Source organism: Nocardia sp. CA-290969 (assembly GCF_050936135.1).
In the GTDB taxonomy this organism is placed as follows: Bacteria; Actinomycetota; Actinomycetes; order Mycobacteriales; family Mycobacteriaceae; genus Nocardia.
Genome location: NZ_JBNJNJ010000001.1, coordinates 5,171,771 through 5,186,918 on the forward strand (window position 1 = coordinate 5,171,771; position 15,148 = coordinate 5,186,918).

Genomic DNA, 15,148 nt, shown 5'->3' on the forward strand with positions numbered 1-15,148 from the left:
TGAAACTGCCTTGCCGCGCCGGTGCGGCTCGGCCACGATCACAGCATGCTGTTGACGATCACCTGCACACCGGAGGCGGGCAGTACCACGCCCGCAACCGATCTCGGGTTCCTGCTGCACAAGAACCCGGACCGGGTGCAGGAATTCGGATTGTCCTACGGCACCGCGCATGTGCTCTACCCGCACGCCTCCCCCGAACGCTGCACCGCGGCACTGCTGCTGGAAGTGGACCCGGTACGGCTGGTGCGCGGCCGGTCCCGCGACCTGCAGGCGTTCAGCCTCGGGCAGTACGTGAACGACCGCCCCTACGCCGCGTCCTCATTGATGTCGGTGGCGATCGGCTCGGTGTTCCGCAGCGCCTTGCGCGGTGATTGCGCCCAGCGCCCCGGACTGGCCGACACCCCGCTGCCGCTGCGCCTGGAACTGCCCGCGCTGGGCTGCCGCGGTGGACCCGCCCTCGCCGAACGGATCTTCGCCCCGTTGGGCTGGACGGTAGGCGCCACCCCGCTCCCCCTCGACCCGGCGTTTCCCGAATGGGACGATTCCGCTCATCTGCGGCTGGTGCTGACCGGAACCCTGCGGGTGGCCGATGCCCTCAACCACCTCTACGTCCTGCTGCCCGTGCTCGACGGCGCCAAACACTACTGGCTCGACTCCGGCGAGGTGGACAAACTCCTGCGGGCCGGCGGCGCCTGGCTGGCCGCCCACCCGGAACGCGGCTGGATCACCCGCCGCTACCTGGCGCGGCGCCAATCCCTGGTCCGCACCGCGCTGGCCCGGCTGGCCGAACTGGACGATTCGGACCCCGAGGAGCTCGGCGCAATCGACGAAGTCCTCGCAGGTGACGAGACGAACGCACCGCACCTCGAGGCGCGGGCCGGTTCCGGTCCGGCCTCCCCCACAACGGTTCTCGCTCGGACGCCAGGGCGCCCCTCTTCGGACCGCACCGATCGGGATCCCGCCGCCGGCGGCACCGTCGCGAGCAGCGCCGGCGGGCCGGACCGCGAAGTACCGGCCGGCACCACATTCAGTACGCATGCACAGGCCGATACCGCGGCCGGTATTCGGAGTTCGGCCGAACAACCGGCCATCGTGCCGGATACCACCCGACCGCACGGCATCACCGTGCCGGGCGCTCCGAGGTCGGCCGGCGCGCCCGCGACCGCATCGGTTGCCGCCGGCGACGAGCAGGCACCGGCACCGGTGGAGCCGCGGCCAGTTGTCACCGTGGCCCAGGACACGGACACCGGTGTGCAGGCCGCTGCGGACGGGCCCATGCCGGCGGGCGCTTCCTGGTCCCCCGGTTCCGTGGACGCGAGCACCGCCGCGGGCACCTACAGCGCGGAAAACCCTCCGTCACTGGCGGTGCAGCGGCGAGCAGCGGTCGTCGCGGCGCTGCGAGAGGCCGGAGCCGCCCGCGTCCTCGACCTCGGCTGTGGTGAGGGGGCGTTGCTACGCGAACTGCTCGACGACAGGTCTTTTCAGGAAATCGTGGGCGTCGACGTCTCCACCCGGGCACTGTCGATCGCACGGCGGCGGCTGCGGCTGGATCGGCTGCCGGCCGCGGTCACGCGCCGGCTGACCCTGCGGCAGGGATCGCTCACCTATACCGACAACTCCTTGCGCGGTTTCGACGCGGCCGTGCTGATGGAGGTGATCGAACATATCGACCCGCCGCGCCTGCCCGCGGTCGAGTACGTGGTGTTCGGCGCGGCGGCACCGCGGTCGGTGCTGGTGACCACCCCGAATGCCGAATACAACGTCCGGTACGACGGATTACCGGCGGGCAAGTTCCGGCACAGTGACCATCGCTTCGAATGGTCCCGGGCGGAGTTCGGTTCGTGGGCGCGGCGGATCGCGGGGCACTACGGCTACCGGGTGGAGTTCGCGCCGATCGGCAACCCCGACCCCGAGGTCGGGCCGCCCACCCAGCTCGCGGTGTTCACCCGTGCCGAAACCGAAGGAGCGCAACAGTGACCGATCTGTCCGTACCGGATCTGTGCCTGGTGGTGCTCATCGGCTGCACCGGATCGGGTAAATCGACCTTCGCCCGCACCCATTTCCCGCCGACCTCGGTGATCTCCTCCGATTTCTGCCGCGGGCTGGTGAGCGACGACGAGAACGACCAGTCCGCGACTCCCGACGCGTTCGCCCTGCTGCACCACATCGTGGGTGTGCGGCTGCGGCGTGGCCTGCGCACCGTGGTCGATGCCACCAATGTGCAGCCGGGCGCCCGCAAGGAACTGGTCGCGCTCGCCCGCGAGCACGATGTGCTGCCGGTGGCGATCGTGCTGGATGTACCGGATTCGGTATGCCTGGAACGTAATTCGCACCGGCCGGACCGTGCCGCCGTCGGCGCCCATGTGGTGCACCGCCAGCAACGCGAGCTACGCCGCGGGCTGCGCGGACTGGAGCGGGAGGGGTTCCGCCGGGTCCACACACTGCACGGGGTCGCCGAGATCGAGGTGGCGCGGATCGTGGACGAACGGCTGTGGAACGATCGCCGCGATCTCACCGGCCCGTTCGATGTGATCGGCGATGTGCACGGCTGCCGGTCGGAGCTGGAAACCCTGCTCACCACGCTCGGCTACCGGATCGACCGGGACGACGCCGGCCGGGCGGTCGGCGCCCGGCACCCCGGGGGCCGGACCGCGGTGTTCGTCGGTGACCTGGTCGACCGCGGACCCGATACGCCCGGTGTGCTGCGGCTGGCGATGGGAATGGTGGCCGCCGGCGACGCCTTGTGCGTTACGGGGAACCACGAGAACAAACTCGTGCGTGCCCTGTCGGGGCGGAAGGTGAAACCCGCTCACGGGCTCGCCGAATCGCTGGCCCAGCTCGCCACCGAGAGCGAGGAATTCCGCACCGCCGTCCTCGAGTTCTGCCGCGGGCTCATCTCCCACTATGTCCTCGACGGCGGACAGCTCGTCGTGGCGCACGCGGGTCTGAAGCAGGAATACCACGGCCGATCCTCCGGACGGGTCCGCTCCTTCGCCATGTACGGCGAAACAACCGGCGAGACCGACGATTTCGGCCTGCCGGTGCGCTACCCGTGGGCCGAGGACTACCGCGGCCGCGCGACCGTACTGTACGGCCACACCCCGGTCACCGATCTGCGCTGGGTGAACAACACCCTCTGCCTGGACACCGGTGTGGTTTTCGGCGGGCAGCTCTCGGCACTGCGCTATCCCGAACGCGAGACCGTATCCGTTCCCGCCGAACAGGTCTGGTACGAACCGATCCGCCCGTTGGCCCCGATCGGCGGCGAACCCGGCGCCGGGCTCGCCCACCGGGACCCCGGCATCCTCGACCTCGACGATGTGCTCGGCCGCCGGGTCGTGGAGACCCGTAACCACGGCCGGGTGGGCGTGCAGGAGGAGAACGCGAGCGCCGCGCTCGAGGTGATGAGCCGGTTCGCGGTGGACCCGCGCTGGCTGGTCTACCTACCGCCGACCATGGCGCCGTGCGCCACCTCGGAGTTGCCGGGCTTCCTCGAGCATCCGGCCGAGGTGTTCGACTATTTCCGCGGCGCCGGGGTCACGCGGGTGGTGTGCCAGGAGAAACATATGGGATCGCGGGCCGTGGTCCTGCTCGCCCGCTCCGCCGCGGCGGCCGCGCACCGATTCGGTGTGGAACAGGGCACGGGCATGATCTACACCCGGACCGGACGACCGTTCTTCGACGATCCGGACCTGACCGAAGCCGTGCTGACGCGCCTGCGCACGGCCGCCGAATCGGCCGGTCTGTTCGATGAACTGGGCACCGGCTGGCTGCTGCTGGATACCGAGCTGATGCCGTGGTCGGCGAAAGCGCAGCAGCTGTTGCGCAATCAGTACGCGGCGGTCGGCGCGGCGGCACGAGCGTCGGCCGGCGCCGCCACGCAAGTACTGGCGGCGGTGGCCGAACGGGGTCACGACGTCGCTGACCTGCGCGCCCGAATGGCCGGCCGATCCGCCGATATCGAGGCCTTCACGCACGCCTACGGCCGTTACTGCTGGCCGGTGGACGGGCTCGCCGGTCTGCGCCTGGCGCCGTTCGGGTTGCTCGCCGGTGAGGGCGCGAACTATGCGGTGCGCGATCACCACTGGCAGCTCGGCATCCTCGACCGCTTGGTCGCCGCCGACCCCGAGTTGCTGACGGCGACACAGCGCGTGGACGTCGACCTCACCGATCCCGCCGGCGAGGCGGCCGCCACCGAATGGTGGCTCACGCTGACCGGCAGTGGTGGGGAAGGCATGGTGGTGAAACCGGTCGACGCCCTGGTCCACAGCGCGCCGAAACCGCGCGGCCGCAACGGGGACGAGCCGGAACCACAAGGCACGGACACGACCGCCCCCTTCCCGGCGATCGCCGGCAACGGGCAGCTCACCGGCGAGTCCGCGACCGTGCCCGCCGCCGCACAGGCGGCCTCAGGTGCCGGACATTCGGATACGGCCACCACGTCGATGGATCCGGCGGGGCGGCTGGTCCAGCCCGGGATCAAATGCCGTGGGCCGGAATATCTGCGGATCATCTACGGGCCCGAATACCTGCGCCCGGAGAACCTGCGCCGCCTCCGCACCCGCGGCCTCGGCCGGAAACGCTCCCTGGCCCTGCGCGAATACGCCCTGGGCCTGGAAGCCCTGGACCGGCTCGCCGCAGGCGAACCCCTGTGGCGGGTGCACGAAGCGGTCTTCGCAGTCCTGGCACTCGAGTCCGAACCGGTGGACCCCCGTTTGTAAACGAGCTCAGCAAGTCGCGCGGAGACTTGTTCCGCACCCTGTTGCCGGCGCACAGGCATCCGGCGACAGGAGGCAACGAAGCGCCGACGACTGGCTCACGCCAGTTCCCGAGGTGTCGAACGCGGCACCGCGCTCGGCACCGTACTCGGAGGTCCGCAATCCCCCGGCCCGAGCACGACCACGGCGGCGCCGAGTCCAGCGAGGCACTTGGGGCCTCACAACCCCCGAAACATAAACGCAACCACGGCGGCGCCGAGTTCAGCGAGGCACTTGGGGCCTCACAACCCCCGAAACATGAACGCAACCACGGCGGCGCCGAGTTCAGCGAGGCACTTGGAGGGTTTGGCCCGTCCCTGCGTTCAGCCCCGCGAGACAATGCGGCGCAGCCGCGAGTATCGCGGGGCTGAACGCAGGGACCAAGGGGGCCAAACCCCGCGCCGCCGGAGGCGGCGCAAATAAACACAGCACCCTTCCCACTGACGGGAAAACGCGGCAACGCCGCCCCTTCAAACACTCGTGTACCGTACCGCTATACAACGGCACATAGAACAACGTCCCCACACTTACTGAACCGACGTACGAGTTCTAGCGCCACGAACGGACGGAGACCACCATGACCATCACCCGCAACCTCGGATTCGTGAAGCGGTTCGCCACGGCCGCCGTACTGGCCGGCGCGCTCGCCCTCGTGCCCGCGGCCCTCGCACCGCAGACGGCGCAGGCCGATGCCCCGGGCCACAGCACCCGCGGCGACAGCCATCCGGGCCTCGGCACCTACAACGACACCCACGACATCCCCGGCGATCCGAGCAACCGCAGCGAACCCGTGCACGCGATTCCGGCGCAGCGCACCGGAAGCTACGAGAGCGGCGGCGGATACCACGACGTCTGCGCGTACAAGCCGTACTTCTACGCCTGCCGGTGATACCCGCGCGGCGCTCCTACCGTGATCCCGGCCCGCGCCGGGTGCCCCGGCGACCCGCGGCGGCGCGTTCGGTATCGATCGTCCCGGCGAGTTCGTCCGGAACATGACCGGCGATTTCGCGGCGCGAGCCGATCATCAGCTTCTGCCGGATACTGGCGACCTGTGCGTCGACGGTGCGCACCGAACTGCCGCGCCGCTGCGCGATAGCGCTGTTCGTCCAGCCGGCCGCGGCCAGCACCGCCACCGCGCGTTCCGCCGGTGACAGCACACCCCAGCGGGAAACGTTCTGCCCCACCGGCGCGGCAGTTCCCGTAACCTCGGCCGCCCATCTGCGCAGCACATACTGCTGCACCATGTCGCTACCCGGACGGTACTGCCCGCCCCGGCGTTCGGCCGCCGCGAAATCCGCGGGCCCGAGTATCGCGGTGGCGGCGGCGGTGGCGCGGCGTACCCCCAGCGCCATCATCGGTACCCGCTCGGCCCGGACCCCCATCGAGCGATGGCAGGCCCGGAAAACACCTACCAGCCAGGCCAGTTCCTCCGCACGCTCGCGTGCGGTAGCCGACGAACCGGGCGCCGGGGGATCTGGTGTCAACAGGTGGGTCAGGACCACCATGCACACCCCGACGGACCAGGACGCCTTCCAGGTGTCGCCGACCGCGTATCGCCCGGACAACACCGCGCGCACCTCCGGCAACGCGGACGCCGGTTCGGCCGACCGCGCGAGCGCCAGGGCCCGCGCGACCCGGGCCCAATGCACCGACAGCGCGGATTCCGCGGCCACCGAGCGATCCAGGTGCGCACGGGTGATCGCATCGGCACGGCCGGGTTCGTCCAGCATGGCCGCGGCCAATGCGGTGAACACCGCCGCGCGTTCGATGCCGATACGATCCCCGAGGCCGGCGAATTTGCGACCCGCCCGGTCCAGCACGGTCACCGCGCGGGCATCCAGCCGGAACAGCATGAGTTCCAGGCCCCAGATCCATTCCACCGAGGGCGGTGCGCCGAGATCGATGCGCGGATCGGCCCGCCACGATCCGGCGGCGGACGGCCCGGGCAGGTGGCCGGCCACGCAGTCGTCCAGCAGGCGCGCGGCCCGCTGGTCGTCGCCCTGCCACAGGTGGTACCAGGCGAGCAGGGCGGTGGCCCGGATCCGGTGCGGATTGTCGCCGGATTCCGCGGTGACGTCGAGCGCCGCCGCGGTCAGCCGGGTGAGCGTGCAACTGCCGCCGTTGGCGAACGGCACCCACACCGACAACAGCACCGAGGCCGTCTCCAGCCCGATCAACGCCTCGCCCGGATCGGCGAGACCGGTTTCGATACCGATCAGGATGTCGTCCCAGGATGTCCGGGCCCAGTCGAGCCAGGCCTGTTCGCCCGGGCCGCACCAGCGGGTGTGGGCCTCGGCCACGCGGTCCCGGTAGTACCGGCGGTGCCGGCCGGCCAGTCGCGCCGCTTCGGCCGGTTCCCGGCGCAGCCGGTCGGCCGCGAACAGGCGCACGCTTTCCACCAGATACCAGCGCACACTGTCGGCGGTGCGGAAGGTCGACAGCAACGAGCGTTCGGCCAGCCGGTCCAGTAGCGACGGAATCCGCTCGGCGGGCAGCCGATCGTCCGCGCAGACCGCGACGATCGCCGCCGTATCGACCCCGTTGCGTTGCGGTTCCACCCCGTCGGTTTCGTATCCGGCCGCGAACACCGACATCCGGCTCAGCAGGAGTTGTTCGTCGGCGCAGCACAGATCGAACGACCAGGCGATCACATCGAATACGCCGCGGTGGCGCCGCTCGCTACCCGAATGGGCGCCCTGTGACCAGCGCAGCCGCTGATCGTCGGCGTCGCCGGTGAGTTCGGCCAGCACCAGGGCCGGCGGCCGGTGCCGCAGCCGGGCGGCCGCCAGCCGGATCAGCAGCGGCGAATGCTCGACCCGGCGGCAGATCCGGCGCACGATCGAGAGCTGGCCGGGTTCGTCGGAGACGGGCCGGCCGGTGAGTTCGGCGCGCTGCCGGAACAATTCCAGCGCTTCCGGCGGCGACAGCGGTCCGACGACCACGAGGTATTCGTCGGCCCAGCCGATCGGTTCGCGGCTGGTGGCCAGGATCGTCAGACCCGCAGTGCCGGCGAGCAGATCGATCACCGCGCGGCCCACCGCCGCGAGCACATGTTCGCAGTTGTCGAGGACCAGGATCGCGCGGCCGGCGGGCGCGCCGGCGCGGGCTCCGATACCGATATCCAGCGAACTCGGATCGCTGATATCGGTGCGGACCACCGACCGCAGCACATTCTCGGCCGAATCCCCGCAGTCGCGTTCGAGTTCGGCCAGGCGCGCCCAGTACACGGGGCGGCCGGGGTCCACCCGGCGCAGCGCCTCGGCGGCCAGGCGGGTTTTACCGATCCCGCCCGGGCCCACGAGCGTGACCAGGCGCACGGTCGGCGATGTCAGCAGATCGTGCAGGCGCGCGAGTTCCCGTTCCCGACCGAAGAACTCGGTCGCGGGGGCGGCGGGTACCGCACCCTCCGGGTAGATCACCACCATAGAAACGTAAGTTAGTGCACGTTACGGCGGTCTGTGCGGTGAACCCGTTCATTTGTGGGTTACCCGAGGTTGTACACAGCCGTAGCGCTCAACACATCACGGGCGCCGCGTTGCGGTAGTGCATCTGCACCACGGCACTGTCGAAGGTCAGCACGTCCACCAGCCGAAGCCCGGTGGTGTCGACCGGCGTCCGGAACAGCGGCACGCCGTCGCCCAGCACCATCGGGTGGACGAAGAGCCGGTATTCGTCGATCAGCTCGTGTTCGATGAACGCCGCCGCGGTTTCGGCGCCGCCGAACAGCACCATGTTCTGCCCCTCGGCTTTCCGCCGCCGGATCTCGTCGGCGAAACCGGCGCCGAGGGCGCGGGTGTTCCAGGACGGATCGCGCAGCGTGCGAGTGACGACGAGTTTGGGGGCGGCCCGCCAGAACCGCGCGAACTCCACGTAGAACGGGGAGACCGGCGCGAGGTCGGCGGTCGGCCAGAACGCCGCCATGATGTCGTAGGTCTTACGTCCGTACAACAGGACGTCGGCTTGCCGTAGCTCACCCAGATACTCGGTGCAGAGCTCCTCGTCGACCACCGGCCAGTGGACCGCCTCGTCGGGCCCCTCGGCGAACCCGTCGAGTGATATCTGCATCCACAGCGTCACGCTTCCCATGCCCATGCCTCATCTACCGCGTCGGCTACAGGGAGCAGATTGTGCCCGCACCCAAGGGCACGCGCATCGGTATATGCCGCGAAACATACTTAGGTATACGGAACACTACCGCCGAGGGACGGGCGGAGAGCCACCAGCGAATGTACCGTCGTCCAGCGAAACACCGGGTAAAGGATTCCCAGCGCGGAGAAGAACGACGACCGAATACGACGCGGCCCGGGCGGGAATACGAGGTTCGCCGCCCGAGCCTTACGAGTCAGCCCTGGGCGGGAAGGTCGGACAGCTCGCTGTCGCTCTCGATGTAGTGGGCGACGAAGCGGTTCACCAATTCCGCGGCCGCCTTGCCCGGTAACGTGCGGGCCAGCTGCAATTGCCCGGTCAGTTCCGCCAGGTCCGCGGCCTTCTGCTCCGATTCCCGGTACTTCTGCCACGCGGTGCGATGGAACAGATCGACGAAACGCCGGGCCATCCGATCGCAATCGGCGCGCATCCGCTCGAGTTCACCGAGCACTTCGGCATCGGGCACACCGGCCGCCGCCAGCTGCTCGGCCATCCGGATGAGCTGCCGGTCGGCGGGCCGATAGGTAGCGGCATCCACCGGCTCGTACAGCCCCGCGGCGACTATGCGCGCCAGGCCGTTGGGAACCGCGGCGTAACGTTCCTGCAGCTCGGTGGCGGCGATGGTATCACCGGGTGCCGGCGGCTCCCCGGGGGGCGGTTCATCGCTCTCCGCGCCGCCGAGCAGTGCGCCGACACCGAGGATATCGCCGAGATCGTCACCGCGATCCCACGCGTTGAGCAGCTCTTTGATGCCGTTGAGCTTTATTCCCCGATCCAGCAATCTGCTGATCGTGCGCACCCGATTGAGATGCTCGGGGCTGTAATAGCCTGTCCGCCCCTTGACCTGCGGTGGGGGCAGAACCCCCCGTTCGTGATAAACCCGCAGGCTGCGCACGGTCGTACCGGCAGCCCGCGCCAGTTCATCGATCGTGTACTCCACACCAGCAGCCATATATCAAGGAAACCACATCGAAACGGTAACGAGCCGCGGCGGACACGACCGAAACGTCCGCTTCAACCGATGTTGGTCAAGGATTCGTCAATTCGTCGATCTCCGGGCGGTGGCCCGTTGGGCATGGGTCCGCCGTTCGTCTTCCGACATACCGCCCCAGACGCCGTAGGGTTCCCCCACGGCCAGTGCGTAATTGCGGCACCTGTCCAGTACGGGGCAGCCGTCGCAGATCTGTTTCGCTCGCCGGACCCGGGCGGCGCGGGCCCGGCCGCGTTCTCCTTCCGGATGGAAGAACACCGCCGATTCCAGGCCCCGGCACGACCCCAGCAACTGCCAGTCCCATACGTCGGCGGCCGGGCGCCGACACGGGATCACGGTGGACATACACAACTCCTCTGCCCGATTTCTGTAGGCCAGCGTAATTACTCCCCACCTGTGGGAATCGGCTCGCCGAGGCGCCGGCAGCCTTCCCGGCACTGGCGAATTCCGCCGCCGGGCCGGGCGCAACCGATTTATTCTGCGAGTATGAGTGAGTTACCGGGGGCACGGATAACCGTCGGCGAACGGGAGCGCGCGATGCGGGAACTCGCCGAGCACCTCGGGGCGGGCCGGCTGACCCTCACCGACTACGAGGAGCGCGCCGCCGCCGCGACCGCCGCGATCACCACGCCCGAGCTGGCGCGCCTGTTCGCCGACCTCCCCGCCGCACCGGCCCCGCCGGCGCCCCCACCGGATCCGGCCGCCGGTTTCGCGATCATGGCCGGCTGCGCGGCCGCATTCGCCCTGATTCTCGCGCTCGCATTCGGCGGATGGCTGTGGCTGATGCTGCTGGTCGTGGTGCTCGTCTCGGCGCCCCTGGTACCGACCGCGCTGCGCCGCCGGCGCGCACCCGGCCGGGCCTGACCTCACCACCGGGTATGCGGCCGGACGCTGTTGGCCAGATCCACCAGGCGATACCGGTGCAACCGGCCGGGAGCGTTGCGGGCCAGCGCACGCAACCGCGATTCCAGGCCGCCGCGTAGACCGGCCACGGTGAGCGGGTAGCCGAGCAGGGTGATGTCGGCGGCCGCGGGGCGCATCCGCGACCGCAGCCATTCCAGCGCCGCCCCGACCACCACCACCTGCAATTGCAGGGCCCGCGGCTCGTCGGCGAACTCGAGCCGGGAGGCGGCTTCGAGCAGATCCACCTCGGTGATCTCGCTGTGCGGGCGCGAGACCAGCAACAGACTGCCGGTCATCCGCGCGGTGCTGTGGTGGCGGGAGGTGTCGGGGACCTCGTCGAGCACCTGCACCGCCTGCAGCGGTTCACCGTCGGCCGCCAGCCGCCGCGCCAGGCCGAATGCCGCGCTGACCACGCCGTGGTTGGTCTGCCACACCAGGCGGTAGAAATCCGCGGCGGCCCGGTGCCAGCGTTCGGAATCATCGGCCGCGGCCGTGGACTGCAGCACCAGTTCCGCGGTCGCGGCCAGTGCCAGTGCGGGCGCGATCTCGCCCGGAAGCATCGTGTGCACCTCGTCGAAGTGCAGGTACGCGCGCTCGAAATGACCCTGCAGCAGAGCGGCGACACCACTGAACCATTCGATACGCCAGTCCGTGACGGCCCGCGGGCGCAGCGCGTCCAGCAAGGCCAGTGCTGCCGGGAGATCGCCCAGGTCGATATGGGCGCGGATAGCCGCCAGTGCGCCCTCCACCTCGAAGGTCTCCGGGGCGTCGATGGTGCCGGCCGCGATGCGCTCGGAAGTCTGGCGCAGCGAGTCCAGCGTCCGGCGCGCGTCGCCGTGCAGTATCGGTGCGAGCAGTTCGACACTGGGATCGTCGGCATCGATCAGCGGGATGGGCAGCGCGGCGACCACCGCGGCGGCGTCGAGACCGAGACTGCGGTGTGCCCCGTCGACCATGCCGTCGGTCTGCCCGATCACCGTATCGATCCCGAAATCGCCGCGCAGCGAGCCGAATTCGACCGACGCCTGGGGATGTTCGCGACCGGTCTCGGCGGCCAGCACCATCCGCAGCACCCCGGCGAGCTGGCAGTACATGGCGTAGGTGGACGGGAATCGGCGGCTCGGATCGGGATGGGTCGCCCGGAGCAGCAGCCGGTGCAGGCACGGAAACTGCTGCAGCAGCGGATAGTCCTCGGGCGCGGGCGTTTCGGCGCAGTAGTTGCCCTGCGAATCCTTGCGCAGATCGAGGATCAGCGCGGCCAGGGTACGACCGGCCGCGTAGACGTCGGAGGCGACGGTGGGGCCGGTTTCGATGATCTCCGGTGCCTGGTAGCCGGGAGTGCCGTAGATGCTGCCGTAGGACTCCATCGCCGCCACGGCACCGAGGTCGATGAGTTTGACCTCGTCGTCGGTGACCATGATGTTGTCCGGCTTCAGATCGTTGTAGGCGAGCCCGAACGAGTGCAGGTAATCGAGTGCGGGCAGCACCTCCATCATGTACGCCAGCGCCTCGGCCACCGGAATACGGTGCGCACCGGCCAGGTCCAGCATCTTCTTCAGCGAACGCCCGCCGACGTACTCCATGACGATATAGCCGTCGGCCACCTCGCGGTGGGAGCGGTGCTTGACGAAGTTGTAGATCTTGACGACACCGGGGTGGGTGATCTCGGACAGGAACTGCCGCTCGGCCAGCGCCACCACATGCGCCTCGAAGTCCTGCGGATTCTGCAGCCCCTTGAGCACCACCCAGCGGTCGCTGACATTGGTGTCCACGGCGAGGTAGATCCAGCCGAGACCGCCGTGCGCCAGGCAACCCTTGACCACATACTGCTCGGCCACCACCTCGCCGGCCGACAGTGCGGGCAGGAAGTTGTAGGCCGATCCGCAGCGTGCGCATTCACCGGCCACCGTGCCCGGGCCGTCCGGACCCGACCGCCCGGTGGGCGCCTGGCATTTCCAGCAGAAACGCTTGTGCTCGGGGACCACCGGATCGGCGAGCACCGCGGTGGCGGGATCCACCGGATCCACCCGCGGCAGAGCCACCAGACCCGCACCGAGGCGGCGCACACTCGGCCGGGAGCGCGCATTGCGACCCGAGGGCGGTTCGTCCTCGAAGCCCGCGAAGGGATCGAACTCCTCGTCCTCGTCACCGGCCGCGCGCAGCAGTGCTTCGAGATCGTCGTCGTCATCGGCGGCCAGCAGGAGAGCTTCGAGGTCGTCGTCCTCGTCGTCCGCGCCGCCGAGACTGTTGAGCCGCGCGATATCGTCGCCGGTCAACGCGGCGACGGCGCGCTCGAAATCGCTGAGGCCTTCCGGTTCACCGGCCCCGCCGGGCAGCCCTTCCGGAGCCTGTCCGGGTGGTGACTCCGACGCGCCGGCCACCGGCGCCGACCCCACGGTCAGCGGAACGAAGATGCCGGAACCACTGGGTGGCGCCGCGGCATCGGTGGGGCTGCGCGGGCCGCCGCTCTCGGCGAGCAGTTCCTCGGCGGCACGGGTGAGGTCGGATTCCGCCGCCGAGCCGCGGTGCACACTGCCGCTGCCGGTGGTACGCCGCGTCGACCAGGTGTGCGCGGCGCGCCGCGGCATCGCGGCGCCGCGAATCCGCCGCTTGGACCAGGGCGGCGGGAGGGGGCGCTCGGACGAGCTGGAATGCTCTGGCATGCACGACCTCTCAAACCCACACGGTGAACCGAGAGTCCATTGTTATCCCGGGCCGTAAGCGAGGAGAGACCGGCGTTCCCTTTCCTGGGAATGCGGACGTCCCCTGGGGCGATGCCGCCGGGGACGTCCGTGGTCGCGGTGGGGTCTACCGCCCCTCTTCCGGTTCGTCCAGGATCCGGACCGTCTCGGCGGGCTCGGCAGCCCCGGCGAGCGCGGGCGCCGGCTGCTCCCGCTGCGCGACGATTTCGCCGACCCCCTTGCGGGCGAAGAACCAGCCGACCACCAGGGCGGGAACACCGATCACCACCATCGCGATCACCGCCGCCCGCTGTTCGATCTCGTCGCTGAACAGCATCAGCAGGACGACAGCGGCCAGGAAGACCAGAGTCGCGTAGTTGGTGTACGGCGCACCGGGCAACCGGAACTTCGGCCGGGTCACCTTGCCTTCCTGCGACCAGCGGTACAGCTTCTGCTGGCACAGCAGGATGGCGGTCCACGAGAAGATGGTGCCCAGCGCGGAAACGTTCAGCACGATCTCGAACGCCTGCTCGGGTACCAGTGCGTTCAGCCCCACCCCGATCAGCGCGATGGCGCCGGTCGCGAGGATTCCGACGTAGGGCACACCGTTCTTGGACATCCGGCCCGCGATCTGCGGCGCACTACCGTTCATCGACATCGAGCGCAGGATGCGGCCGGTCGAGTACAGGCCGGCGTTGAGGCTGGAGAAGGCGGCGGTCAGCACCACCAGGTTCATCATCGAACCCGCGCCGTCGATGCCGATCTTGGAGAAGAAGGTGACGAACGGGCTTTCACCGGCGGTGAACGCGGTGTAGGGCAGCAGCAGGGCGAGCAGGATCAGCGAGCCGACATAGAACAGGGCGATCCGGGCGATCACCGAGTTGATGGCGCGCGGCATGATCTTCTCGGGGTTCTCCGTTTCACCGGCTGCGGTGCCCACGAGCTCGACCGCGGCGTAGGCGAAGACCACACCGGTGGTGACGACGATCAGCGGCAGGAAACCGGTCGGGAACCAGCCGCCGTTATCGCTGACGACGCTGAATCCGGTGGCCGCGCCGTCGATCTCGAAGCGGCCGGCCAGGAAGATCGTGCCGAGGATCAGGAAGCCCACCAGCGCGACGACCTTGATCAGCGCCGCCCAGAACTCCAGTTCACCGAACCATTTGACCGAGATCATATTGATCGCGACGACGATGGCCAGGGCGATCAGCGCGATGGTCCACTGCGGTATCACCTCGAACGCGCCCCAGAAGTGGACGTAGGTGGCGATCGCGGTGATATCGACGATGCCGGTCATGCACCAGTGGAAGAAGTACATCCAGCCGACCGAGAAAGCCAGCTTCTCCCCGTGGAACTCGCGAGCATAGGAGACGAACGAACCCGAGGACGGGCGGTGCAGGACCAGTTCGCCCAGGGCACGCAGGATGAAGAATACGAAGATTCCGCAGACGGCGAATACCAGGAACAGCCCCGGTCCGGCCTCGCGGAGGCGGCCTGCGGCGCCGAGGAACAGCCCGGTGCCGATGGCGCCACCGATGGCGATCATCTGGAGCTGCCGTGGGCGCAGCGATTTGTGATAGCCCGCGTCTTCGGCGTGCAGGCTATCCGCCTGCGCCTGCTGCCCCCGGGGCTCTTGCACAGTTGTCATCTACTTGCCTTTCGAGTGGCGC

10 protein-coding genes are annotated in these 15,148 nt (G+C 69.3%); 4 read left to right on the forward strand and 6 right to left on the reverse strand.

Annotation, left to right across the window (positions count from 1 at the left end; all coding sequences use genetic code 11):
• Window positions 1-45: 45 nt before the first annotated feature.
• The 3 genes from ACQEVO_RS23795 (at window position 46) to ACQEVO_RS23805 (ending at window position 5,646) form a co-directional block, all read left to right on the forward strand.
• Window positions 46-1,977, forward strand: a complete 1,932-nt coding sequence (locus ACQEVO_RS23795) for a 3' terminal RNA ribose 2'-O-methyltransferase Hen1 (RefSeq protein ID WP_432917065.1) — start codon at window positions 46-48, stop codon at window positions 1,975-1,977.
• A complete protein-coding gene (locus ACQEVO_RS23800; protein ID WP_432917068.1) occupies window positions 1,974-4,721 on the forward strand; it encodes a polynucleotide kinase-phosphatase in 2,748 nt (915 codons plus the stop codon). The genes ACQEVO_RS23795 and ACQEVO_RS23800 overlap by 4 nt, the downstream gene beginning before the upstream one ends.
• Window positions 4,722-5,334: 613 nt before the next feature.
• The gene (locus ACQEVO_RS23805) at window positions 5,335-5,646 is read left to right on the forward strand and encodes a hypothetical protein (RefSeq protein WP_432917071.1); all 312 of its coding nucleotides are present in this window, start codon (window positions 5,335-5,337) and stop codon (window positions 5,644-5,646) included.
• Window positions 5,647-5,662: 16 nt separating this feature from the next.
• Here ACQEVO_RS23805 and ACQEVO_RS23810 read toward each other — a convergent pair whose 3' ends face one another.
• From ACQEVO_RS23810 to ACQEVO_RS23825, 4 genes are all read right to left on the reverse strand, one after another.
• Entirely contained in the window at window positions 5,663-8,182 is a 2,520-nt protein-coding gene (locus ACQEVO_RS23810; protein WP_432917073.1) for a helix-turn-helix transcriptional regulator, read from the reverse strand.
• Window positions 8,183-8,270: 88 nt separating this feature from the next.
• A complete protein-coding gene (locus tag ACQEVO_RS23815) occupies window positions 8,271-8,843 on the reverse strand; it encodes a dihydrofolate reductase family protein (protein ID WP_432917076.1) in 573 nt (190 codons plus the stop codon).
• Between the two features lie 256 nt (window positions 8,844-9,099).
• Window positions 9,100-9,855, reverse strand: a complete 756-nt coding sequence (locus ACQEVO_RS23820) for a MerR family transcriptional regulator (protein WP_432917080.1) — start codon at window positions 9,853-9,855, stop codon at window positions 9,100-9,102.
• Between the two features lie 87 nt (window positions 9,856-9,942).
• Window positions 9,943-10,239 carry a WhiB family transcriptional regulator gene (locus ACQEVO_RS23825; protein ID WP_432917083.1) on the reverse strand — a complete coding sequence of 99 codons (297 nt, stop codon included), beginning with the start codon at window positions 10,237-10,239 and terminating at the stop codon, window positions 9,943-9,945.
• A gap of 141 nt (window positions 10,240-10,380) precedes the next feature.
• Between ACQEVO_RS23825 and ACQEVO_RS23830 the strand changes: the two genes are divergently transcribed.
• Window positions 10,381-10,758 (forward strand): DUF1707 domain-containing protein, encoded by a 378-nt coding sequence (locus ACQEVO_RS23830; RefSeq protein WP_432917086.1) that lies wholly within the window; start codon window positions 10,381-10,383, stop codon window positions 10,756-10,758.
• Between the two features lie 2 nt (window positions 10,759-10,760).
• Here ACQEVO_RS23830 and ACQEVO_RS23835 read toward each other — a convergent pair whose 3' ends face one another.
• Both ACQEVO_RS23835 and ACQEVO_RS23840 read right to left on the reverse strand, forming a co-directional pair.
• Window positions 10,761-13,460, reverse strand: coding sequence for a tetratricopeptide repeat protein (locus tag ACQEVO_RS23835; RefSeq protein WP_432917088.1), 2,700 nt, complete (start codon window positions 13,458-13,460; stop codon window positions 10,761-10,763).
• A gap of 145 nt (window positions 13,461-13,605) precedes the next feature.
• Window positions 13,606-15,126: an amino acid permease gene (locus ACQEVO_RS23840; RefSeq protein WP_432917090.1), complete on the reverse strand. Its 1,521-nt coding sequence runs from the start codon at window positions 15,124-15,126 to the stop codon at window positions 13,606-13,608.
• Window positions 15,127-15,148: the final 22 nt, after the last annotated feature.